The organism is Streptomyces sp. NPDC036764, assembly GCF_055609385.1.
Window position 1 is genome coordinate 294,573 of record NZ_JBVJPT010000007.1, and the last position, 22,655, is coordinate 317,227.

Sequence of the window (22,655 nt, forward strand, 5' to 3'; positions counted from 1 at the left end):
CCTCGTACACGTACTTCACACGACCGGAACCCCGGCACGACACGCCGCCGGCACACCCCCGGAACTCCGACCGACGGCGGCTGTTCAGGCAACGGGGCCTTCTGATTCCCCCGCGACCTCGTACACGTCCTTCACGACAGTTGGACCTGCCCGGGGACCGGTCTGGAAAAAGTTCTGGGAAGTCGCGTAATGATCCGTGGCCCCGCTCCCTCTCCACTCGTACGGGCCCGTACGCACGGCCCGTACGGGTCACGAGAGAGGACACGCACGCCATGCATCACACCGTCGTAGAGCGCGAACTGGAGCTGCGGCTCATCCTGTCGCCGGAGCGCAGCGTGCCGGTGCCGGCGCGGCTGAGTTATCACAGCACCGATCCGTACGCCGTGCACATCACCTTCCACATCAACTCCGAGCAGCCCGTGTACTGGACCTTCTCCCGCGATCTGCTCGTCGAGGGGGTGTTCAGGCCGTGCGGGCACGGGGACGTGCGGGTGTGGCCGACGAAGGCCGAGGGCCGCAGCGTCGTACTGATGGGGCTGAACTCGCCCGACGGCGACGCCCTGCTGGAGGCACCCGCGGCGCAGGTGTCGGCCTGGCTGGAGCGGACGTTGCGGGTGGTGCCGCCGGGGACCGAGGGCGAGCAACTGGGGATCGACGACGCGCTCGACCAACTGCTCGCCCAGTGAGGCGCGGGACGTCAGAACAGCTTGCCCGGGTTCAGGATGCCCAGCGGGTCGAAGACCTGCTTGACGCCCCGCTGCATCTCGATCCCCACGGGGCCGATCTCCCGCGCCAGCCATTCCTTCTTCAGCACACCCACGCCGTGCTCGCCCGTGATCGTGCCGCCGAGTTCCAGCCCGAGGGCCATGATCTCGTCGAAGGACTCACGGGCGCGCCGGGACTCGTCGGCGTCGCCCGCGTCGAAGCACACGGTCGGGTGGGTGTTGCCGTCGCCCGCGTGCGCGACGACCCCGATGGTGAGCTGGTGCTTCTCGGCGATCCGCTCGACGCCCTCGATGAGGTCGCCGAGCCGCGAGCGGGGCACGCACACGTCGTCGATCATCGTCACGCCCCGCACCGCCTCCAGCGCGGTCAGGGACAACCGCCGTGCCTGGAGGAGGAGTTCGGACTCGGCCGCGTCGTCCGCCGGCACCACCTGGGTTGCGCCGGCCGCCTCGCACAGCGCACCGACGGCGGCGAGGTCGGGCACCGGGTCCGGGGTGTCGAACGCGGCCAGCAGCAGGGCCTCCGTCGTGTCCGGCAGCCCCATGTGCGCCAGGTCGTTGACGGCCTTGACCGTCGTACGGTCCATGATCTCCAGCAGTGACGGGACGTGTCCGCCGGCCATGATCCGGCACACCGCGTCGCAGGCGGCGGCCGCGGACGCGAACTCGGCGGCGAGCACGAGCTGCTGCGGGGGCTGCGGCTTCAGCGCCAGGACGGCCCGTACGACGATGCCGAGCGAGCCCTCCGAGCCGACGAACAGGCGGGTCATGTCGTACCCCGCCACTCCCTTGGCCGTACGACGGCCCGTGGTCATCAGGCGTCCGTCGGCGAGGACGACGTCGAGGCCGAGGACGTACTCGGCGGTGACCCCGTACTTCACACAGCACAGGCCCCCGGAGGCGGTGCCGATGTTCCCGCCGATCGTGCACATCTCCCAGCTCGAGGGGTCCGGCGGGTAGTACAGGCCGTGTTCGCCCACCGCGCGGGAGAGGGCGGCGTTGATGACGCCGGGCTCGACGACGGCGATGCGGTCGACGGGGTTGATCTCCAGGATGCGGTCCATCCTGGTCAGGGACAGCACGATGCAGCCGTCGGAAGCGTTGGCCCCGCCCGACAGGCCCGTGCGGGCGCCCTGCGGGACGACCGGGACGCGCAGCTCGGTGGCGGTGCGCATGACGTGCTGGACCTCTTCGACGGTGCGCGGCAGCACCACCACGGCGGGCGCGCCGGCCGGGCAGAAGCTGGCCATGTCGTTGGCGTAGGAGGCCGTGACGTCGGGGTCGGTGAGGACGGCCTCGGGCGGCAGACCCGCGAGCAGCCGCTCGGTGAGGTCACCCCGGGCCTGGGCGGGTGCGGCTTCGGTACGGCTCATGATCACAGCGTGACACCCGGGGCCATCGGTGTGAACCCCGCGTACGGCAGCCGACGTAAGGCGGGTGTGGTCGTCGTTTCGACGCACCGTTTCACGCACAGTGAGCGCCATGGAGAACGACGCCGTGGACAACGAACAGGTCGCGCGGCCGGGGCTCCCGCGTGTCCGGCGGCGGGTGCTGCTCGCCTCGGTGGCGGGGTGTGCCGTGCTCGGCGGGCTGCTGACGCTGCTGCCGTGGGGGTCGGGCGGGACCGGGGCGCCGGAGCCGGCACCGGGGGCGCAGGCGCTGACCGCGGTCACCACGGGCGTGGCCGCCGCGCTGCCCGATCTGGCGGTGCTGATCGACGAGCGGGAGCGGCATCTGCGGGCCCACCCGAAGGACGCCGAGTCGTGGGCCGTGCTGGGCGCGGCGTATGTGGAGCAGGGGCGCCGGACCTCGGAGCCGGCGAACTACCCGAAGGCGGAACGGGCGCTGCGTACGTCCCTGAAGGTGCGGGCGAAGAACGCCGCCGCGCTGGACGGCATGGCGGCGCTGGCGAACGCGCGGCGGGACTTCCGGGCGGCGCGCACCTGGAGCGAGGCGGCGCTGAAGGCGGACGGCAAGCGGTGGACGACGTATCCGCAGCTCATCGACGCGCAGACCGGGCTCGGCGACTACAAGGCCGCCAAGCGGGCGCTGGACCGACTGGTGGAGCTGCGCAAGGGGCCACAGGTGCTGGCGTGGGCGGCCGGCGTGTACCGAGACCGGGGCCGGCGGGAGGATGCGGCGGCCGCGCTGTCGGACGCGGCGGCGGGCGCCGCGGCCCCGGCCGAGCGGGCGGCGTATCTGGAGCGGGGCGGGCAGCTCGCCTTCGAACGCGGTGACCTGGACGTGGCCCTGCGGTACTTCGAGGAGGCGGTACGGCTCGACCCCGACCAGCGGGCCGCGCTCGCCGGGCAGGGGCGGACGCTGGCGGCGCTGGGACGTACGACGGAGGCGCTGAACGCCTACCGGGCGGCGTTCGCCAAGCAGCCGGATCCGCAGTACGCGCTGGAGCTGGGCGAGCTGTACGAGTCGCTGGGGCTGGGGCAGGCGGCGCGGGTGCAGTACGACTCGCTGCGGGAGCGGGCGGCGCGGGGCGCGGCCGGCGGGGTGGACGAGGAGCTGGTGCTGGGCCGCTTCGAGGCCGACCACGGCGACCCGGAGTCCGCCGTGCGCCGGCTGCGGGCCGAGTGGCGCCGGCAGCCGGGGATCGCGGTCGCCGACGCGCTGGGGTGGGCGCTGCACCGGTCCGGCAAGGACAAAGAGGCTCTGAAGTTCGCGCGGGTGGCGACCGACCGGCACCGCGGGGGCGCCGTGCGCAGCGCGCTGTACGTGTACCACCTGGGGATGATCGAGCGGGAGCTGGAGATGCCGGGGGCCGCGCGCCGGCATCTCCAGGAGGCACTGCGGATCAGCCCGCACTTCTCGCCGACCCGGGTGCCGCTGGCCGAGCAGGCGCTGGAGGAGCTGGGCGAGCCGTCGGTGGAGGACGTGCCGGACATGGACGCGGAGCCCGAGGAGAAGCCCGATGAGGAGTGAGCCGGGCGCGTGCTCGGTGTACGGCGGTCAGGCGCGGTGCGGCTTGTAGTAGACCGAGAACTCGCGGGCGCCCACCGCTCCGGACGCGAAGCCCATGCACAGCCACGGCTTCGGTGTCCGCCGTACCGCGAGGCCCTCCGGCTCGCGGAAGGAGAGCGAGTGACCGGCCTCGGTCCGTTCGCGCTGGACCGGCTCGCCGGTGCGGATGTGCAGGCAGGACACATGGGTGTCGCCGCGGCCCGCGGGCGGGTTGGTCTCGGGGTCGTACGGCGTTCCGGCGAGCTGATAGAGGTGGTCGCCGTGCAGCGCGAACCCCTGGAACGGGACCGTCGGATCGGGGTGCGTGCCGGTCTGCGGGAAGTCGGCGAGGTGGCTGGTGTACTGGCCGGCGACGAAGGCGGCGAGGTCGAAGACGCGGTAGCGCGGCACGTCGTCGACCCGGTGGCGGACGGCGATACGGCCCGTGGCTTGGCAGATCGACGGCTGGTTGGCGGTCGAACCAGGGATCGGGAAGCGGACGTTGACGTCGGCGACCTCGCGGGTGGCGCCGGGGAAGAAGCGGAAGCGGGTGACGCCGCGGCCGTAGCCGCTGTCGCTCGCGGCGCACTCGGTCCAGATCCAGACGGTGCCGTCGGGCGTGTGCTGCACGCCGATGCCGACGCCGTGCCCGAAGCCGCGCAGGTACATGTGGCCGAGGCGGTTGCCGTGGAAGTCGAGCCGGTTCAGGCACAGGTCGCCGGCCTCGGAGCCGCCCCACACGACCTGAAGGACGTACAGGTGCTTGTTCGCCTCGTCGAAGGCGAACGACTGAAGGACGGTCGGCTCCTTGAGCGTGTCCTTCTTCCACAGCCAGCGCTCGGACGCCACGGACAGGTCGAAGCGGTCCACCGTGTCCCCCACGGAAGTCTCCCCCGGTCGTGCGGATGCCCCCGTGGCACCCGCACGACCGGAGAGGCTCAGAACCCCGTCACAGGTTCCCGCGCTTGGCCTGCTCCCGCTCGATCGCCTCGAACAGGGCCTTGAAGTTGCCCTTTCCGAAGCCCATCGAGCCGTGCCGCTCGATGATCTCGAAGAAGACGGTCGGACGGTCCTGGACCGGCTTGGTGAAGATCTGCAGCAGGTAGCCGTCCTCGTCGCGGTCGGCGAGGATCTTCAGCTCGCGCAGGGTCTCGACGGGGACGCGGGTGTCGCCGACCCACTCGCCGAGGGTGTCGTAGTACGAGTCGGGGGTGTCCAGGAACTGCACACCGGCCGCGCGCATCGTCCGTACCGTCGCCACGATGTCGTTCGTGTTGAGCGCGATGTGCTGGACGCCGGCGCCGCCGTAGAACTCCAGGTACTCGTCGATCTGGGACTTCTTCTTGGCGATGGCGGGCTCGTTGATCGGGAACTTGACCTTGAGCGTGCCGTCGGCCACGACCTTCGACATCAGCGCGCTGTACTCGGTCGCGATGTCGTCGCCCACGAACTCCTTCATGTTCGTGAAGCCCATGACCTTGTTGTAGAAGCCGACCCATTCGTTCATCCGGCCGAGCTCGACGTTGCCGACGCAGTGGTCGATGGCCTGGAACGTGCGGTGGGCGGGCGGCTCGACCATGGGGCTCGCGGCTACATAGCCGGGCAGGTACGGGCCGTCGTAGCCGGTGCGCTCGACCAGGGTGTGGCGGGTCTCGCCGTACGTCGCGATGGCGGCCAGCACGACCGTGCCGTGCTCGTCCTTCAGCTCGTACGGCTCGGCCACCGAGCGGGCGCCGTGTTCGAGCGCGTAGGCGTACGCGGCCCGGGCGTCCGGGACCTCGATCGCGAGGTCGACGACACCGTCGCCGTGCTCGGCCACGTGCTGGGCGAGGAAGTGGCCCCAGGCGGTGGCGGGCTTGATGACGGAGGTGAGGACGAACCGGGCGGAGCCGTTCTCCAGCACATAGCTCGCGGTCTCGCGGCTGCCGTTCTCCGGTCCGGAGTAGGCCACGAGGCGCATGCCGAAAGCGGTCGAGTAGTAGTGCGCCGCCTGCTTGGCGTTGCCCACGGCGAAGACGACCGCGTCCATTCCCTTGACCGGGAAGGGGTCGGCCTGCCGGGCGGTGTCGGGAGTGTGATGTGTGGTCTGCGTCATAGGCGCAGCCTCACTCCGGTATGGCAAGGTGCGCAATAGTTTGGTTTTTCACTGGGCAATATGTTCAGTGCAAGGTCCGTTTCTGCGGGCTCTCTGTACAGGATGACCACCCGGCTCAGGAGGCTGCCGTGGCGATCGATCATCTGGACGGGCGGATCATCGTGCTGCTGGCGCGTGAGCCGCGGATCGGGGTGCTGGAGATGTCCCGGCGGCTGGGAGTGGCCCGCGGGACCGTGCAGGCGCGGCTGGACCGGCTTCAGTCGAACGGAGTCATCCGCGGCTTCGGTCCCCAGGTGGATCCGGCCGCGCTCGGGTATCCGGTCACCGCGTTCGCGACGCTCCAGATCCGCCAGGGGCAAGGGCCGGACGTACGGGCGCACTTGGCGACCGTGCCGGAGGTGCTGGAGCTGCACACCACCACCGGGACCGGGGACATGATGTGCCGGCTCGTGGCGCGCTCGAACGCCGATCTTCAGCGTGTGATCGACCGGGTTGTCGGCTTCGATGGGATCGTCCGGGCCTCCACCGCGATCGTGATGGAGAACCCCGTTCCGCTGCGGATCATCCCGTTGGTGGAGCAGGCGGCACAGGACAGGGACGACAACTGACCCGCGAGACGGTGGGGTGAGTGCGTGTGAGCTTCTGGGAGTACCTGGGCAACCGCCACCAGCAGCTTTACGCCGATGCCCTCCAGCACGCCGGCGCCGTCCTGCAATGCATGGTGGTGGCGACCCTGATCGGGGTGCTGATCGGCGTGGCCACCTATCGCAGCGAGTGGGCCGGCAATCTCGCCACACTGACCACCTCGGGCATCCTGACCATTCCGTCGCTCGCCATGATCGGTCTGCTCATCCCGATCGTGGGGCTGGGCGTCGCGCCCACAGTGATCGCACTGACGATGTACGGGCTGCTGCCGATCGTGCGCAACTCCATCGTCGGGCTGCGCGGGGTCGACCCGTCCCTGGTGGACGCGGCCAAGGGCATCGGGATGTCCCGGCTCACCCGACTGCTGAAGGTGGAGCTGCCGCTGGCCTGGCCGCCGATCCTGACCGGGATCCGGGTCGCCACGCAGATGCTGATGGGCATCGCGGCCATCGCGGCGTACGCCTCCGGTCCCGGCCTCGGCAATGTGATCTTCCGTGGTCTCGCCTCGCTGGGCAGCGCGAACGCGCTGAACCAGGTGCTCGCGGGCACGGTCGGGATCATCATCCTGGCCCTGCTGTTCGACGCCGCGTACGTCCTGATCGGGCGGCTGACCATCTCCAGGGGGATCCGTGCCTGAGAACAGCGGGCAGAACGGCCACCACGGTGCCGCCATCGAGCTGGAGAACCTGTCGAAGCAGTATCCGGGCAATCCGCAGCCGGCCGTGGACAACGTGAACATGGAGATCAAGGCGGGCGAGGTCGTCATCCTCGTCGGCCCCTCCGGGTGCGGGAAGTCGACGACGCTCAAGATGATCAACCGGTTGATCGAGCCGACGGGTGGCCGTATCCGCATCGGCGGGGAGGACGTCACCGACATCGACCCGGTGAAGCTGCGCCGCAAGGTCGGCTACGCGATCCAGTCCGCGGGGCTGTTCCCGCACATGACGGTCGCGCAGAACATCGCGCTTGTACCGAAGATGATCGGCTGGTCGAAGACGCGGATCGCGTCGCGGGTCGAGGAGCTGCTCGACCTCGTCGGGCTGGACGTCGGGGAGTTCCGCGGCCGGTATCCACGGCAGCTCTCCGGCGGCCAGCAACAACGGGTCGGCGTGGCACGGGCGTTGGCGGCCGATCCGCCGGTCCTGCTGATGGACGAGCCGTTCGGCGCGGTCGACCCGATCACCCGTGACCATCTCCAGGACGAGCTGATCAGGCTCCAGCACGAACTGCACAAGACGATCGTCTTCGTCACGCACGACTTCGACGAGGCGATCAAGCTCGGTGACCGTATCGCCGTGCTGCGCGAGCAGTCGCACATCGCCCAGTTCGACACCCCGGAGGCGATCCTCACCAACCCGGCGGACGACTTCGTGTCCGGATTCGTCGGCGCCGGGGCGGCGCTGAAGCGGCTGAACCTGTCCCGGGTGCGGGATGTGGAGATCACCGACTATCCGACGGTGACCGTCGACGACCCGCTCCAGGAGATCTTCAACCGGCTCCGCTCCAGCGGCACCAACGAGATCCTGCTGCTCGACAAGCGGGGCCGGCCCTACAAGTGGCTGCGGCGCGGCGATCTGATGCGGGCCAGGGGTTCACTGGCGCGGGCCGGGACGCTGGTGCACGACACGGTGACGCCGGACGCCACGCTGCGGGACGCCCTGGAGGCGGTCCTCACCGACAACGCGGGGCGGGTGGTGGTGACCGGGCGGCGCGGTGAGTACACGGGCGTCGTCGACATGGAGACGCTGATGAACTCCGTGCACGAGTTGCTGGAGGCCGACCGTCTTGAGGCGTTGGAGGCCCAGCACGAGCTGGAGGGGGCGCGGGCGGAGCGCACGCATGCCGAGCAGGAGGGCGAAGGAGGGGGGATGAAGGCGTGAGCGCTCCCGAGGCCCCCAGGGCGTCCCGGGCGCGGGAGACGTCCGGGGAACCCGAGGCTTCCGGAACGGGCGAGGCCGCGGAAACGGGCGAACCCGCGGAAACGGGCGAACCCGCGGAGACCGGCGAACCCGCGGAGACCGGCGACCTCGCGGAGACCGCAGAGGCCGCCTCCCCGGCGCCCGTGCGGTCCCCGGCCCGGAAGCTGAGCTGGCAGCGGCTCACCGTCGTGCCCTCGATGCTGGTGGTGATGCTGCTCGCGACCTGGCTGTGGTTCCAGCAGGCCGACCTCGACGCCGTATCCGAGAACGCGCTGTCGAACGGTCAGGTCTCGCAGGCCCTGTGGGAGCACATCGAGCTCACGGCGATCTCCACCTTCTTCGTGCTGATCATCGCGATCCCGCTGGGGATCCTGCTCACCAGGCGGGCGTTCCGCAAAGCCACCCCCGTGGCCATGGCCTTCGCCAACATGGGCCAGGCGACGCCGGCGATCGGTCTGCTCGCGCTGCTGGTGATCTGGCTGGGCATCGGCCGCAAGGCGGCCCTGATCGGCATGATCGCGTACGCCGTCCTGCCCGTGCTGTCCAACACGATGGCCGGCCTCAAGGCGAACGACCCGACCGTGCTGGAGGCCGCACGCGGCATCGGCATGTCCCCGACGGGGGTCCTGTCCCGGGTGGAACTCCCCCTGGCGGTCCCGCTGATCCTGGCGGGCGTCCGCACGGCCCTGGTCCTCAACGTCGGTACGGCGACCCTGGCGGTGTTCGGCGGAGGCGGCGGCCTCGGCGTGCTGATCACGGCCGGCATCACCAACCAGCGCATGCCGGTCCTGGTCCTGGGCTCGATCCTCACGGTCGCCCTCGCCCTGCTGCTGGACTGGCTGGCGTCGCTGGCGGAAGTGCTGCTGCGTCCGCGGGGGCTGGACCTGTGAGGCGGCCCACGGTCCTGCTGGCGGCGGGGTTGCTGGTGGCGGCCGCCGGGTGCGGCCTGACCAGCGGCTCCCCCATGGTCGACGACGTGCGGCCCGGGACGATCGGACGGGGCGAGCCGCTGAAGGGTGCCGAACTGACGGTGACGTCGAAGTCGTTCACCGAGCAGCTCATCCTCGGCGCGATCATGGGCATCGCCTTCGAGGCGGCCGGCGCGGACGTGCTCGACCGCACCGGCATCCAGGGGTCCATCGGCAGCCGGGAGGCGGTGCGCAAGGGGGACGCCGACGCCGGCTACGAATACACGGGCACGGCCTGGATCACGTACCTGGGCCACAGCGATCCCATCACCGACCCACAGGCGCAGTGGGAGGCGGTGCGCAAGGAGGACGCGAAGAACGGGCTGACCTGGCTTCCGCCGTCCGCGCTGGACAACACCTACGCGTTGGCGATGAACCAGGAGAACCACAAGAAGTACCGCACGAACGACCTCTCCCAGGTCGCCGCGCTGTCCAAGTCCGACCCTGGCGCGGTGACGCTGTGCGTGGAGGTCGAGTTCGCCAACCGGGCGGACGGGCTGCCGGGCATGCAGAAGGCGTACGGGATGAACGTGCCGACGAAGAACATCACCCAGATGGACACCGGCATCATCTACACCCAGGTCGCCAAGGGGACCTGCACCTACGGCGAGGTCTTCACGACCGACGGCCGCATCAAGTCCATGAACCTCGCGGTCATGGACGACGACAAGCACTTCTTCCCCAACTACAACGCCGCCCCGGTGATCAACACCAAGACCCTGAAGAAATGGCCGGCCATCCCCGAGGTCCTGGACCCGATCACCAAGAAGCTGAACAACACGGTCGCCCAGGACCTGAACGCGAAGGTGGACGTGGACGGGGAGGATCCGCATCAGGTGGCATTGGACTGGATGAAGCAGGAGGGGTTCGTGAAGTAGGGGGCTGAGGTGGCGAGTTGGGTTCCAAAGAACCCATTGCAAAGGAAGCGTTGCACAACTACCTTTGCGCGCATGGCCGGAGAGCACGACGTACGGAAACTCGACGCCCGTTCGCTGCGCGGACTCGCGCATCCCCTGAGGATGGAGCTGCTCGGTGCGCTGCGTCGGCACGGGCCGGCCACCGCGTCGATGCTCGCCGAACGACTCGGCGAGTCCAGCGGCGCCACCAGCTATCACCTACGGCAGCTCGCCGCGCACGGATTCGTCGAGGACGCGCCGGAGCGCGGCAAGGGGCGGGAGCGGTGGTGGAAGGTGGTCGAGCAGGGCATCGCGATACAGGAGGACCTGCACCAGTCCACGGACCCGGCGGTGCGCGGCGCGGCCGACGCCTTTCTGCACGAGCTGGTCTCCCAGCACACCCGTGACCTGACGACCTGGGTGGCCACCCGCGACGAATGGGGGCCCGCGTGGTGGGAGAACCACGCCATGGACCTCAGCGACTGGCAACTGCGTCTGACACCCGAGCTCGCCCGTGAACTCATCGCCAAGGTCCACGAGTTGATCGGCACGTACGACGACCTCGACGTTCCCGAGGACGCTCCCGAAGCGGAGTACGTCCGCTTCCACACGCACGTCTTCCCCATCGCCACGGATCGAAAGAGACCCCAGTGATCGACCCGGAGACCCACCGCGCCTTACACCGCCTCCGCGCCGCCGACCTCCAAGCCCAGGCCGAGGACCACCGTCTCGCCGCCGCGGCCGGGCCCGCCCGGGACCTGCGGATCCGCCTCGGCTGGACCCTCGTGGAAGTGGGCCTGCGTCTGGCGACCCCACCGCGGCGTCAACCGGCCGTGGCGCCCTAGCGGTTCCGACGTCCCGGGGTGGGCACCGGCCGGCCGGTCACGGAGTGGAACGCACGGCACCCTGGTTGCCGCCCGGCCGCCGCTGTGCCTCCGCCTCCCGGTTCACGGCCACCTGACCGCCGTACACCAGAAGTGCAGCCGTGCCGGCGATGCCGACGGCCAGGCGCGAGGCCCCGGGGGAAACGGGCAGCGCGAGCGTCATGAGGCAGAGGGCCCAGAACAGAAGGACGTTCATCAGCCGGTTCGGGATGCTGAGGATCCAGGCCCGGTCGAGGTCGAGCAGCCGGCTCCGCCCCGTCGAGCCGACCGAGGCCGGCTGATCGGCCTTCGTCCGCGCGGACTCCTCGTACTCGGGGGCGAGCCCACCCGGGATGAACCATCCGTCGTCGCTGACGAAGACCGCGCCCGTGCGGTGCGGCCCCTTCCGGCCGCCGTGCCGATTGCGGTCGGGCGCCCAGACGAGGTGGCCTTGCGCGCCCCCGATCGTGTCGAAGTACCGGGCGCTGTCCGCATGGACATGCATCTGCACCGGGCCCTTGGGAGTGTCCAGGCCGATGCGCACCATCCCCGCGCCACGACCGTCGTACCCGGCGACAGTGGCCCGCAGCACCCGCTCGTCACCGCGCAGTTGTCGCGGGAATCGCTGGTCCCCGGTGCCGGTCCTTGACGACGTCCCGGACCGACTCGACCGGCAACGCCCGTACGACCGCACCCTCGGCAGCGATCTCCGCCGCCTTGCCCGTGGGCGTGGGAGCACCCACCCCGAGGGCCAGTGGGAGGACGAGCGCCATGATTCCGCCGTAGAAGGACAGGAGCTGTCCGTTCGCCAGAGCGGAGGCGCTGCCCAACCTCGCGGGGAGCACTCCCGGTTCACGCTCGCCGGCGGTCGAAGACGCGCGGTCGGCCAGGGCCTGGTGGACCGACTTGGCGTCCGGGTTGCCCGACGAGCGTCGCTGCGCCCAGGCCGAAGCGCCGAGGACGGCGAGGACGACCACGCTCAGCAGCTCGGCACGGAACCCTTCCCCGACTCCAGGGCCTCCAGTGCGTTCACCGCGCCCTTCAGGGTGGTCACCGGGATCAGGCGCAGGCCCTTGGGGAGTTCTGCCTTCGCGTCGCCGCACTCCTCCTTCGGGACCAGGAAGACCGTCGCGCCGTCGCGCTTGGCGGCCTGCGTCTTCAGGGAGACGCCGCCGACCGCGCCGACCTTGCCGGCGGGGTCGATCGTGCCGGTGCCGGCGATGGTGCGGCCTCCGGTGAGGTCGCCGCCGGTGCCGTCGCCGTTGAGTTTGTCGACGATGCCGAGGGAGAAGAGGAGACCGGCGCTCGGGCCACCTACGTCCGCGAGCTTCAGGGTGACCTTGACGTCCTTGTCGTTCAGGTCGAGGTAGTTCAGCGCGGCCTCGGTCGCGTCGTCCTGCGACTCCCGCATCTGCTCGGTGTTGAACTCCTCGATCTCCTGATTGCTGCGCCCGCTCGGATAGACCGAGTCGCGCGGCATGACCGCCTTGTCCGTGCGGAACCACGCGTCGACGACATCGCCGAGGGACACGTCCGTGTCGGGCGAGGTCGCCTCGATCGTCGTCATGCGCAGTTGGCCGGTCGTGTCCCGGGTCGGCGCACCGGAGATCGTGATCACCTGCTCGCCCCTGTTCTCGCCCAGCACATCCGCCGTCAGGCCGGGCTGCGTCAGCGAGAACGGCAGTGGCGCGAAGGCCGCCGTGGCGAGCAGGGCCACGACCGGGAGAGCGCAGAGGGCGATGGCCCGGGGGCGCGTGAGACGAGAGAACACGGGATCAATCTAACGTGACGGCGGCATCCGGCCAGGCGCAGGTCGGAGCTGCCCAGGCTGCCCCACCGAGGTCACGGACCAGGGCTGGTCAGGTCACGTACAGGTCTCGCCGCTCCCTGGTGAAGCGCCGCAGCGCCTCCGGCAGCGGCCGTACCCCGATGCCCGGCGTGCGCGGTACCGGCAGATGGCCGTCCACCAGCACGAACGGTTCCGTGATGTCCTCGGCGAAGTAGCGGCTGGACGCGGAGGTGTCCCCGGGCAGCGTGAAACCGGGCAGGGCGGCCAGGGCGAGGTTCGGCGCGCGGCCGATGCCGGTCTCCAGCATGCCGCCGCACCACACCGGCACCCCGTGCGCGAGCGCCACGTCATGCACCTGCCGCGCCTGCAGGTATCCCCCGACCCGCGCGGGCTTGATGTTCACGACCCGGCAGGCGTCCATCGCGATGGCGGACGCGGTGTCGCGGGCGTTGTGCAGGGACTCGTCCAGGCAGACGGGCGTCGTGATGCGCTGCTGGAGGCGGGCGTGGGCGTGCAGGTTGTTCTCCTCCAGCGGCTCCTCGATCAGCAGCAGCCCGAACTCGTCCAGCCGCCGCAGATGCTCGGCGTCCGAGAGCGTGTACGCCGTGTTGGCGTCGACCTGGAGCGGCAGGTCCCACCCGAAGCGGTCCCGCACGGCCCGTACGGGTTCGAGATCCCAGCCGGGTTCGATCTTCAGCTTGATCCGCACATACCCCTCGGCGAGATATCCCTCGACGGCGTCCAGCAGCTCGGGGATCGTCTGCTGGATCCCGACCGACACCCCGGCCGGCACCCGCTCGCGCACCGCCCCGAGATACGTGGCCAGCGGCATCCCGTACGAGCGCAGCTCCGCGTCGAGCACCGCCGTCTCCAGCGCCGCCTTCGCCAGCTCGTGCCCCTTGATCCCGGCCATCGCGGGCGCGAGGTGGGCCGTACCCAGCACCGGGAGCGCGGCGACGCGCGGCAGCAGGAAGTCGCGCAGCACGATCTCCGCGCCGGCCACGAACTCCGAGCAGTACAGCGGCTGCGGGTCGGCCGCGAACTCCGACCAGCCCTCGGCGCTGTCGGTGACGACGTGCAGCAGGAAGGTGTCCTTCGTCGTCATCGTGCCGAAGGACGTACGGAAGGGGCCGACCAGCGGGATCGCCACATGGACGATCTCGACGCGTTCCAGTTTCACGAAGCGGCCTCCCGACGGGTGAGCGTGTACCAGCCGTCCCGAGACATACCCGTCGCGAGGAAACCGTCGGCGAACGCCTTCGTGAAGACGTCCCGCACCGCCCGCCGCCAGCGCAGCGCTAGCTGGGGATCGGCGGCCCGCAGCGCCACGATGTCGCCCGGCACCCGGCACCAGACATGCCGGTCGGAGAGGTCGCGGCGAGCGAGCGGGCCGCCGTCGGGGGCCGCGTGCGTGGTGGGCGCGGCATCACGGTCACCGGGTCCCGGGGCGCCTTCCTGCCGCCCCGGCTCGATCAGGTCCCAGGTCACCGCCAGCCGGTCGGTCTCGTCGCCGTCGTTCACGCCGTCGGCCATGGGGCCGTAGAAGTCGACGAGGTACTCGGTGCCCTCGGCGCCCAGCTTGACGAAGTTGAACCGGGCGTTGCGCCCGACCAGCGGATCGAAGGTCCAGCGCATGGTGCGCGCCCCCAGCTCCACCGCCCACGCCCGTTGCGCCTCCTTGAGCCGCACCCCGAGCCCGCGCTCGGCGGCGGCCAGCACGGAGTACACCTCTCTGGACACCGGCGGCCCGAACACGGCCACGCAGGCACCGGCGAGCCGCTCCCCCTCGTACGCGGCGTGCACGGCCCCGCCCGCGTGGGCGATGCTGTGCAGCGTCTCGGGCAGTAAGGGCGGGGCGGTTCGGGGCGTCTGCCATACGTCGCTGAAGTAGTCGGCGACCGCGGCGAACCCGGCGACGTCGTGAACCGTGCGGATGCTGAGAGAGGTCATGGATCGAGTGTCGGAGGTGGCACGGGCCCTGCCTAGAGCGCATACGCACCACCGTGCGCATTGACCGGCCACCACCCGGCACGGACCTTCGATCGCCCTGCGGCCGTCAGCGCAGAGCCTCGGCCACCTCCTTGGCGGCGTCCACCACGCGCGGGCCCACCCGCTCCGGCACCGAGTCGGCCAGCATCACCACACCCACGCTGCCCTCGACCCCGGTCACTCCGAGCAGCGGCGCTGCCGCCCCGCTCGCTCCCGCCTCCAGCTCGCCGTGGGTGAGGGTGTAACCGGGCTCGTCCATCCGCTGCTGCCGGGCGGAGAGTATCGCCCGGCCCGCGGCACCGCGGTCCAGCGGGTGCCGGAATCCGGCCCGGTAGGCCACGTGGTAGTCGGTCCAGGTCGGCTCGACCACGGCGACGGCGAGCGCCTCCGTGCCGTCCACCAGCGTCAGATGGGCCGTCGCCCCGATGTCCTCGGCGAGTGAGCGCAGCGCGGGCAGCGCGGCCTCGCGCACCAGCGGATGCACCTGTCGGCCCAGTCGCAGCACTCCGAGCCCGACCCGGGCGCGGCCACCCAGGTCACGGCGTACGAGGGCGTGTTGTTCCAGCGTGGCGAGCAGCCGGTACACGACGGTCCGGTTCACGCCCAGTTTGTTGGATAGCTCGGTGACGGTCAGCCCGTGGTCCGTATCGGCCAGCAGTTTGAGGACGCGCAGTCCCCGGTCGAGCGTCTGAGAGGTCTCCGCGGTCACGACGCCCACTCCTTAGTGGTGAGTCGGCAGCCCCATCGCGGCGGATGCGTCACCGAGTCCCGTCAGTGACGCGCTTCAGAGGCCGCCGATCGGCCGGCGGTCCGGCATTCCGGACCGCGTCGCTTCACGGCTGCGCTCCGCGGCGGCGCTGCCACGGGGCGTGTGCGTAGGCGGACAGTAGCGAAGCCGGTTCGCTGAGCGGAAGGCTCCGTCCAGAATCCGGGCATTGGCCGGTACGGACCGCGCCCGTTCGTCCTGAAATGTACGACGCGTGAAGCGCCCCCGTAAGGGGCGCGGGGAACTGCGCGACAAGCCCCCACGGACCCGCGGCCGACCGACGACCCGCCGAACCGCTCACTTCATCCGCGGCGTCACTTCATCCGCGTGGCCCACTCCTGCACCTTGGCGATCCGCTGCCGCAACTGCCCCGCGGTCGCCTCCGCACTCGGCGGCCCACCGCACACCCGCCGCAGCTCGGTATGGATCACCCCGTGCGGCTTCCCGCTCTGATGCACATACGCACTGACCATCGTGTTGAGCTGCTTGCGCAGCTCCATCATCTCCTTGTGCGAGACGACGGGCCGCCGCTCGGCGGGCAGCTCCAGCAGATCCGCCTCGGAGTCCGGCTTCTTGCGGCTGTGCGCGATCTGCCGCGCCTGCCGCTTCTGGAGCAGGAGTTGGACCTGGTCGGGCTCCAGCAGCCCGGGGATCCCGAGGTAGTCCTGCTCCTCCTCGCTGCCCGGGTGGGCCTGCATGCCGAACTCGGCGCCGTCGTAGAGGACCCGGTCGAAGACGGCCTCGGACTCCAGCGCCTCGAAGGAGAACTGCTCCTGCTCTCCGGTGTCCTCGTCCTGCTCCTTGTTCGCCTCCTCCATCTCCTTCTCGGATTCGGCGTACGGGTCCTCCTCGCCCTCCTTCTTCGGCTTGTCGAGGGCGTGGTCGCGCTCGACCTCCATCTCGTTGGCGAAGGTGAGCAGGTCGGGGACGGTCGGCAGGAACACGGACGCGGTCTCGCCGCGCCGCCGGGACCGCACGAAACGGCCGACGGCCTGGGCGAAGAAGAGGGGTGTGGAGATGGTGGTGGCATAGACCCCGACGGCGAGCCGGGGGACGTCGACGCCCTCCGACACCATCCTCACCGCGACCATCCACCGATCGTTGCTGCCGCTGAAGTCGTCGATCCGCTTGGACGCCCCGGCGTCGTCGGAGAGCACGAGCGTCGCCTTGTTGCCGGTGATCTCGCGGATGAGCTTGGCGTAGGCGCGTGCGGAGTCCTGGTCGGAGGCGATGACGAGGGCGCCCGCGTCCGGGATGCCCTTCCTGACCTCGGTCAGCCGCTGGTCGGCGGCGCGCAGCACGCTGGGCATCCACTCGCCGCGCGGGTCGAGGGCGGTGCGCCAGGCCTGGGAGACGGCGTCCTTGGTCATGGGCTCGCCGAGCCGGGCGGCGATCTCGTCGCCGGCCTTGGTGCGCCAGCGCATGTTGCCGCTGTAGCTCAGGAAGATGACCGGCCGGACGACATGGTCGGCGAGCGCGTTGCCGTATCCGTACGTGTAGTCGGCGGCGGATCGCCGGATCCCGTCGTTCCCCTCCTCGTACGTCACGAAGGGGATGGGGTTGGTGTCGGACCGGAACGGCGTGCCGGTGAGGGCGAGTCGGCGCGTGGCGGGCTCGAAGGCCTCAAGACACGCCTCGCCCCAGGACTTGGAGTCACCGGCGTGGTGGATCTCGTCGAGGATGACGAGGGTCTTGCGCTGCTCGACGCGGTTGCGGTGCAGCATGGGCCGTACGCCGACACCCGCGTACGTCACGGCGACGCCCTGGTAGTCCTTGCCGAGCGGGCCGGCGCTGTACTCCGGGTCGAGCTTGATGCCTATACGTGCCGCCGCCTCCGCCCACTGCTTCTTCAGGTGCTCGGTCGGCGCGACCACCGTGACCTGCTGCACGACATGGTGGTGCAGCAGCCAGGAGGCCAGGGTGAGGGCGAAGGTCGTCTTGCCGGCGCCCGGCGTGGCGACCGCGAGGAAGTCACGCGGCTGCTCCTGGATGTACTTCTCCATCGCGCCCTGCTGCCAGGCGCGCAGCTTGCTGGCGGTGCCCCAGGGGGCGCGGCCGGGAAAGGCGGGGGACAGATGGTGCGAGGAGGAGGCGGCGGTGGTAGTCACGGTCTCCGTAAAAGGGTTGGGCGGCTCGGCTACGTATGACAACCGGGCCACCCTACCGGCGGCCCGACGGTGTCCGAGCGTGTACGAGGCCGGGTCACGCGCGGGTGGGACCGACGTCACAACCGCCGCAGCCGGCCCGCGATCACGCGGATGTCGCTCTCGTCACCGGAGGCGACATCGATGACCAGGTCGTACGCGATGTCCTGGTCACAGCCTTCGAGATCGACGCCGTTGACGCCGAGGAACGTCGCCGCGGCACCGCCCGTCCCCGCGGCAGCGCTGGTCACCGCTCCCGCAGCCGCGTGGTCACCCAGGCCCCCGCCAGCGCCACCCCCGCCATCGGCAGGAACACCGCGGCGAAGGCGGCCGGGTGCGAGCCGGACGTGCCGGACGCCGCCATCGCCGTATGGCTCACCGAACCCCCGCCGAGCGCGGCGAACGCGGCACCGCCCACCGCCAGCAGGATCACGTTGGACAGGCCGTCGGAGATCTGGAGGGCGGCGGAGTTGGTGCCGGCCTCCTCGGGGGCGGAGAGGTGCAGGAGGAGCACGCTGGTGGAGGAGATCACCAGGCCCATCCCGAAGCAGCCGAACGCCCACGCGACGGCGAGGGTCCAGGCCGGCACGGAGTCGATCAGCACGCTCGGCGCGGCGGCGATGGTCACCGCGACCAGCACCATCCCCAGCGTCATCAGCCGTTCCCGGTACGGCTCAAGACGCGGCCGGGACTGCAGCCAGGAGCCCAGCGCCCAGGTACCGCCGCCCGCCGCGAGCGAGAACCCGGCGAGCGTCGGCGACAGCCCCCGCTGCGTGACCAGCATCAGCGGCACGAACGACTCGGCCGCGATGAACGACCCCGCGGCCACCCCGCGCAGCAGCACCACGGACGGCAGCCCGCGCGCCGCCCGGTAGGTGCCGCGCGGGAGCAGACCGCGCACGGCCGGCACGAGGAGCGCGGCTCCGGCGACACCGGGGACGAGGGAGAACCAGCTCAGGTCCTGGGCGGCGTACTGGAGCAGACCCGCGCCGACGGAGATGCCGAGGGCGAGCCGGATGCGGCGCCGGTCGAAGGAGGCGGGGTGGCCGGAACCGTCGACGGGGCTGCCCGCCCGGCGCCGTATCTGCGGCAGCGCGAGCGCGAGCGGGAAGACGACCAGCACCGGGATCCCGACGAACACCCAGCGCCAGCCCAGGTGCTCGGTCACCGCACCCGAGGCCAGCGGCCCCACGATCGACGGCACGACCCAGCTCGCCGCGAACGCCGCCATGATCGCCGGCCGCAGCCGCTCCGGGTAGGCCCGCCCGACGACGACGTACAAGGCGACGATGACCAGTCCCCCGCCGAGCCCCTGCACGGCCCGCCCGAGGATGAACAGCCACATCACCCCGGCGGTTCCGGCCAGCAGCAGCCCGGCCCCGAAGGAGGCGATGCCGGCCGTGAGCGCGCCGAGCGGCCCCCGCCGGTCCGACCACTGCCCCGCGAGCACCATCCCGAACAGGCTGGTGGTGAAGTACCCCGAGAACGCGAACGCGTACAGCGACACCCCGTCCAGCTCCCGTGCGGCGACCGGCATCGCCGTCCCGACGGCGGTCGCCTCGAAGGCGATGAGCAGCACGACGGAGACGATCCCGATGCTGAGCGCCCGGTACGACCTGCTCAGCACCCTCTCCTCGGACTCGGGGACCGAGGGCACATCGGATGTCTTCGCGAGGTCGGCGTCGCGCGGCTCGAGGGCAGTCATGGTCGCCAGCGTAAGGGCCACAACCGGCTTTGGCCCCTGTCGGGAGATGGCTCGGGAATGGGACCTTGGTCGTACGACCGCGGGGTTCGTGAACGGGGCGTGGCAGTCGCATTGCAGCGTGCCCGGTTTCCTTGAGGGGCCGGCGAGCCGGGCCGTACGGTCGTTTCACCGGGTCCGGAACGGAGTACCGCTCCCCCGACACGGCCGTGTGCCCGAGTGGTTCAGGGATTCGCCTGCAAAGCGAATTACGCGGGTTCGATTCCCGCCACGGCCTCCATTCCTCCCCTGACACGGCCGCATGCCCGAGTGGTTCAGGGATTCGCCCGCACCGCATCCATCAGCGAGCTCCACTCGCGGGGAATCACGCGGGTTCGATTCCCGCCACGGCCTCCATCTCTTGCCTCATCCGCACTCCCTCCCCCTTCTCTCCTCAAACGGCAGCACAACCCTCGGCGCCTTCCAGACGTCCAGGACATGACTGGACGGCAAAGCTCCGGTCGCCGTGCTTCCTGTTCCGACGAGGAGACCCATCCGTGCGCCAGCGCCTCCGCACCTCGCACCTCCGCACCTCGGCGGCCTTCGTGGCCGCCGCCGCGATCGCCGCGGCCGTTCCCGCGGTCACCGCTTCCTCGGCCTACGCCGAGGAGGGCGCGCCCGCCCTGGTGATCTCGAATCTGCCGAGTACGTCTCCCAAGCCGGGCGACGTGTACGACGAGAACGTCGTCATCACCAACAACGGCACCGCGGCCGCGGACGGCGTCACCTTCCGGATCCGGCTCACCCGCGGCCTCGACTTCACCGAGGAGGCGAAGGGCTGCACCTACTCGACCGTCGGGGACCAGGTCCGGCAGGCCGTGTGCGAGCTCGACCTCGATGTGGAACCCGGCGCCTCCGTGGAGACGCCCGTGCGGTTCAAGGCGCTGCCCGAAGCGCTGATGGAGGCAGTGGAGTACGGCACCTCGGCGACCGGCGAGGCCCCGGGCGAGGGCTTCGACGACAGCTACCGGCGGATGACCCTGACCGCCGACAGCTCGGCCGACCTCGTCGCCGTCGGCGAGGACACCGAGGCCCTCGCGGGCGGCGAGCAGTCGATCACGGTGAAGCTCCGCAACGACGGCCCCGGCTGGATCCAGAACCAGGAGAGCGACGACCAGCCGGCGCTCATGGTGCGGATCCCCAAGGACACGGTCGCCACCGAAGTGCCCGAGGAGTGCGCGCCGTTCGGCATCGACGGCCCCTCCGGTCCCGGTGGTACGCCGGGCAAGTCCACGTACGTCTGCTGGCCCGCCGACCACACCATCGACGTCGGCGAGTCCCTCTCCTTCACCTTCATGCTGAAGATCGACGCCGACGCGAAGACCACCACCGGCGAGGTGAAGGCGACCTCCGTCTACGACATCCACCCGGAGTTCGACAAGAACCCCGCCAACGACAAGGCCCCGATCCGCATCGCCATCCCCACCGACAACGAGCCCGGCCCCGCCACCTCGGGCGGTTCCTCCACCGGCGGCTCGACGGACGGCGGCGCCACCACGGGCGGTGACGGCAACGACCCCGAGGGCCAGTCCACCGGCGGCACCGGCGGCACCGGTTCCACCGGCGGAACCGGTACCTCGACGGGCGGCTCCACCACCGGCTCCGTCGACGGCAACCTGGCGAGCACCGGATCCGACGGGACCCCGCTGATCGCCGGCGCCGCAGCCGCCACGGCCGCCCTCGGCGGCGGCCTGGTCCTCGCCGTGCGCCGGCGCCGCGCCACCGCCAAGTCCTCCTGACGAACCCTTCCTGAGACCGGCGGCCGGCCGTCGGTCTCAGGGGTGGGGGGCGCGCTGTCCGTGCCGCTCGCCGACCGGGCTCAGCGCAGCCCGCCCACCGATTCGAGCACCCCGCTCGCCTCGTCCTGGAACACCTCGGTCCAGTAGTGCCGGCCGTCCCTGCCCGCCCTGGTGCCGGTCGGGTCGACCGTCGACAGGACCTGGAGCATGGTCATGGCGAGCTGGTCGTAGGCGTCGCTGGTCAGCGCGTGGCCCGACTCCTCGTCTATCGCCTGCTCGCGATGCAGCAGCCAGAGGGTGAAGGCGAGGGTCGAGACGTCCGTGTTCAGCGGGAACAGCCTCGCCTCGGACTCGCTGAAGTTCAGCACCGCGCCCGACTCGCCGTCGACGACGAGGCTGTTGTCCTCGACGAGATGACCGAGGCGGATCAAGTGGTCGGCCCGGGCGGGGAGTTCGGCCGAGGGGTCGACGTCGGCGTAGTACTCGGCCAGCGTCGGCAGCGAGCCGTCCGGGTCGAGGGAGAACAGGAAGCCGTCCTCCGGCAGGCCCACGTCGCGCAGGAAGCGGCGGGTCGGCTCGTGCGTGAGCGTGCCGGGGAAGTCGACGTCCTCGAAGCGCACCACCTGACGCCGGCCGAACTCCTCGTCCAGCAGGCGCGACGGCAGGTCCAGGGCGAGCCCCGACTGCCCGGCCCGGCCGGCGACGAGCGCCAACGGGCGGATCAGCGCGGCCATCTTCCAGAACGGCGCCGGCTCGCCGTCCGCGCCCTCGTCGAACACCGCCAGCAGATGCCGGGACGCCTCCGCCACCGCCTTGGGGCCGTACCGGCCGACGTAGGAGGCGAACTGGCCGCGCAGGCCCGCCAGTTCGTCCGTCGCCTCCGCGAAGCGCACCAGCGTCCGCAGGGACGGCGCCAGGGGGCGGCGGTCCATCAGGTCGGGGCGGTCGTGCAGGAAGTGCGTCGTCGAGATCTCGCCCGTGCTGCCGTCCAGCAGGACCGACTCCGTCTCCAGGCCGCCGGGCCCGAGCAGTCCGCCTATCACGAGCTGTCCCCTGAGCTCCGCCGCCAGGCGGTCCTCGGGGTCGCCCGTCGAGTCAGCCACCGTCCGCAGACCGTCGCGACCGAGCTCGGCGAAGGTCAGCACACCGCTGCCGCCGGGCAGTCCGGGTCCGGTCAGCCAGCGTCGCGTAGACGCGTGCGTGACGTACGGATCCAGCTCGGCCTCGGTCAGGACGATCGCCGTATCACCGACGTGAGTCGTGGTCGTCGTGCTCATGGCTCCCCCGCATGCGCTTTCTCGCCGCCCCCGGGCACGACACGGCCGACCGGCCGGTCCGCCGGCCCCGGCTTCTGCCGTCCCCACTGCCCAGAACACTACGCGCCACCACTGACAACGCCCCCGGACCAGCCCGCCCACTGACAG

General features: G+C 70.9%; 23 protein-coding genes and 2 tRNA genes. 12 read left to right on the plus strand and 13 right to left on the minus strand.

Going from position 1 to position 22,655, the window contains the following annotated elements:
- Positions 1 to 272 precede the first annotated feature (272 nt).
- Positions 273 to 686: an SsgA family sporulation/cell division regulator gene (locus ACZ69Q_RS26280; protein WP_471046183.1), complete on the plus strand. Its 414-nt coding sequence runs from the start codon at positions 273 to 275 to the stop codon at positions 684 to 686.
- A gap of 11 nt (positions 687 to 697) precedes the next feature.
- On the opposite strand, the gene ACZ69Q_RS26285 is transcribed toward ACZ69Q_RS26280, so the two are convergent.
- The gene (locus ACZ69Q_RS26285; protein ID WP_471046184.1) at positions 698 to 2,104 is read right to left on the minus strand and encodes an FAD-binding oxidoreductase; all 1,407 of its coding nucleotides are present in this window, start codon (positions 2,102 to 2,104) and stop codon (positions 698 to 700) included.
- A gap of 103 nt (positions 2,105 to 2,207) precedes the next feature.
- Here ACZ69Q_RS26285 and ACZ69Q_RS26290 point away from each other — a divergent pair, with 103 nt between their 5' ends.
- Complete coding sequence (locus ACZ69Q_RS26290) at positions 2,208 to 3,659, plus strand: tetratricopeptide repeat protein (RefSeq protein WP_471046186.1); 1,452 nt, start codon at positions 2,208 to 2,210, stop codon at positions 3,657 to 3,659.
- Between the two features lie 27 nt (positions 3,660 to 3,686).
- Here ACZ69Q_RS26290 and ACZ69Q_RS26295 read toward each other — a convergent pair whose 3' ends face one another.
- A complete protein-coding gene (locus ACZ69Q_RS26295) occupies positions 3,687 to 4,559 on the minus strand; it encodes a phage baseplate protein (protein WP_471046188.1) in 873 nt (290 codons plus the stop codon).
- Between the two features lie 67 nt (positions 4,560 to 4,626).
- Entirely contained in the window at positions 4,627 to 5,772 is a 1,146-nt protein-coding gene (gene hppD / locus ACZ69Q_RS26300; RefSeq protein WP_471046190.1) for a 4-hydroxyphenylpyruvate dioxygenase, read from the minus strand.
- A gap of 128 nt (positions 5,773 to 5,900) precedes the next feature.
- Here hppD and ACZ69Q_RS26305 point away from each other — a divergent pair, with 128 nt between their 5' ends.
- The 7 genes from ACZ69Q_RS26305 to ACZ69Q_RS26335 all read left to right on the plus strand — a co-directional run bounded on the left by ACZ69Q_RS26305 (position 5,901) and on the right by ACZ69Q_RS26335 (position 11,045).
- Complete coding sequence (locus ACZ69Q_RS26305; RefSeq protein ID WP_471046192.1) at positions 5,901 to 6,380, plus strand: Lrp/AsnC family transcriptional regulator; 480 nt, start codon at positions 5,901 to 5,903, stop codon at positions 6,378 to 6,380.
- Between the two features lie 26 nt (positions 6,381 to 6,406).
- Positions 6,407 to 7,054 carry an ABC transporter permease gene (locus tag ACZ69Q_RS26310; protein ID WP_471046194.1) on the plus strand — a complete coding sequence of 216 codons (648 nt, stop codon included), beginning with the start codon at positions 6,407 to 6,409 and terminating at the stop codon, positions 7,052 to 7,054.
- Positions 7,047 to 8,297: a betaine/proline/choline family ABC transporter ATP-binding protein gene (locus ACZ69Q_RS26315; protein WP_471046196.1), complete on the plus strand. Its 1,251-nt coding sequence runs from the start codon at positions 7,047 to 7,049 to the stop codon at positions 8,295 to 8,297. Before ACZ69Q_RS26310 ends, ACZ69Q_RS26315 begins: the two co-directional genes overlap by 8 nt.
- Positions 8,298 to 8,479: 182 nt before the next feature.
- On the plus strand, positions 8,480 to 9,226 hold the full coding sequence (locus ACZ69Q_RS26320) for an ABC transporter permease (protein ID WP_471046355.1): 747 nt from the start codon (positions 8,480 to 8,482) through the stop codon (positions 9,224 to 9,226).
- Positions 9,223 to 10,182: a glycine betaine ABC transporter substrate-binding protein gene (locus ACZ69Q_RS26325; RefSeq protein ID WP_471046198.1), complete on the plus strand. Its 960-nt coding sequence runs from the start codon at positions 9,223 to 9,225 to the stop codon at positions 10,180 to 10,182. Before ACZ69Q_RS26320 ends, ACZ69Q_RS26325 begins: the two co-directional genes overlap by 4 nt.
- 72 nt (positions 10,183 to 10,254) lie before the next feature.
- Positions 10,255 to 10,854, plus strand: coding sequence for an ArsR/SmtB family transcription factor (locus ACZ69Q_RS26330; protein ID WP_471046200.1), 600 nt, complete (start codon positions 10,255 to 10,257; stop codon positions 10,852 to 10,854).
- The gene (locus ACZ69Q_RS26335; protein WP_471046356.1) at positions 10,854 to 11,045 is read left to right on the plus strand and encodes a hypothetical protein; all 192 of its coding nucleotides are present in this window, start codon (positions 10,854 to 10,856) and stop codon (positions 11,043 to 11,045) included. The genes ACZ69Q_RS26330 and ACZ69Q_RS26335 overlap by 1 nt, the downstream gene beginning before the upstream one ends.
- Positions 11,046 to 11,082: 37 nt before the next feature.
- Here the strand turns inward: ACZ69Q_RS26335 and ACZ69Q_RS26340 are convergent, their stop codons facing one another.
- The 9 genes from ACZ69Q_RS26340 to ACZ69Q_RS26380 all read right to left on the minus strand — a co-directional run bounded on the left by ACZ69Q_RS26340 (position 11,083) and on the right by ACZ69Q_RS26380 (position 19,456).
- Positions 11,083 to 11,655 (minus strand): hypothetical protein, encoded by a 573-nt coding sequence (locus tag ACZ69Q_RS26340; protein ID WP_471046202.1) that lies wholly within the window; start codon positions 11,653 to 11,655, stop codon positions 11,083 to 11,085.
- Positions 11,656 to 11,662: 7 nt separating this feature from the next.
- On the minus strand, positions 11,663 to 12,040 hold the full coding sequence (locus ACZ69Q_RS26345) for a hypothetical protein (RefSeq protein ID WP_471046204.1): 378 nt from the start codon (positions 12,038 to 12,040) through the stop codon (positions 11,663 to 11,665).
- Between the two features lie 2 nt (positions 12,041 to 12,042).
- A complete protein-coding gene (locus tag ACZ69Q_RS26350) occupies positions 12,043 to 12,834 on the minus strand; it encodes a S16 family serine protease (protein ID WP_471046206.1) in 792 nt (263 codons plus the stop codon).
- Between the two features lie 88 nt (positions 12,835 to 12,922).
- Positions 12,923 to 14,032, minus strand: a complete 1,110-nt coding sequence (gene menC / locus ACZ69Q_RS26355; RefSeq protein ID WP_471046208.1) for an o-succinylbenzoate synthase — start codon at positions 14,030 to 14,032, stop codon at positions 12,923 to 12,925.
- On the minus strand, positions 14,029 to 14,802 hold the full coding sequence (locus ACZ69Q_RS26360) for a chorismate synthase (RefSeq protein ID WP_471046210.1): 774 nt from the start codon (positions 14,800 to 14,802) through the stop codon (positions 14,029 to 14,031). The genes menC and ACZ69Q_RS26360 overlap by 4 nt, the downstream gene beginning before the upstream one ends.
- 106 nt (positions 14,803 to 14,908) lie before the next feature.
- The gene (locus tag ACZ69Q_RS26365; protein ID WP_471046212.1) at positions 14,909 to 15,550 is read right to left on the minus strand and encodes an IclR family transcriptional regulator; all 642 of its coding nucleotides are present in this window, start codon (positions 15,548 to 15,550) and stop codon (positions 14,909 to 14,911) included.
- Between the two features lie 371 nt (positions 15,551 to 15,921).
- The gene (locus tag ACZ69Q_RS26370; RefSeq protein WP_471046214.1) at positions 15,922 to 17,715 is read right to left on the minus strand and encodes a DEAD/DEAH box helicase; all 1,794 of its coding nucleotides are present in this window, start codon (positions 17,713 to 17,715) and stop codon (positions 15,922 to 15,924) included.
- 116 nt (positions 17,716 to 17,831) lie between these two features.
- The gene (locus tag ACZ69Q_RS26375; protein WP_471046215.1) at positions 17,832 to 18,002 is read right to left on the minus strand and encodes a hypothetical protein; all 171 of its coding nucleotides are present in this window, start codon (positions 18,000 to 18,002) and stop codon (positions 17,832 to 17,834) included.
- Positions 17,999 to 19,456, minus strand: coding sequence for an MFS transporter (locus tag ACZ69Q_RS26380; RefSeq protein ID WP_471046217.1), 1,458 nt, complete (start codon positions 19,454 to 19,456; stop codon positions 17,999 to 18,001). Before ACZ69Q_RS26380 ends, ACZ69Q_RS26375 begins: the two co-directional genes overlap by 4 nt.
- Before the next feature lie 202 nt (positions 19,457 to 19,658).
- On the opposite strand from ACZ69Q_RS26380, the gene ACZ69Q_RS26385 reads away from it, so the two are divergent.
- The 3 genes from ACZ69Q_RS26385 to ACZ69Q_RS26395 all read left to right on the plus strand — a co-directional run bounded on the left by ACZ69Q_RS26385 (position 19,659) and on the right by ACZ69Q_RS26395 (position 21,231).
- A tRNA-Cys gene (locus tag ACZ69Q_RS26385) sits at positions 19,659 to 19,733 on the plus strand.
- 15 nt (positions 19,734 to 19,748) lie between these two features.
- Positions 19,749 to 19,849, plus strand: a tRNA-OTHER gene (locus ACZ69Q_RS26390).
- Positions 19,850 to 19,989: 140 nt separating this feature from the next.
- Positions 19,990 to 21,231, plus strand: a complete 1,242-nt coding sequence (locus ACZ69Q_RS26395) for an LPXTG cell wall anchor domain-containing protein (protein WP_471046219.1) — start codon at positions 19,990 to 19,992, stop codon at positions 21,229 to 21,231.
- A gap of 80 nt (positions 21,232 to 21,311) precedes the next feature.
- Here the strand turns inward: ACZ69Q_RS26395 and ACZ69Q_RS26400 are convergent, their stop codons facing one another.
- Positions 21,312 to 22,508, minus strand: coding sequence for an SUKH-4 family immunity protein (locus ACZ69Q_RS26400; RefSeq protein WP_471046220.1), 1,197 nt, complete (start codon positions 22,506 to 22,508; stop codon positions 21,312 to 21,314).
- Between the last annotated feature and the right edge of the window lie 147 nt (positions 22,509 to 22,655).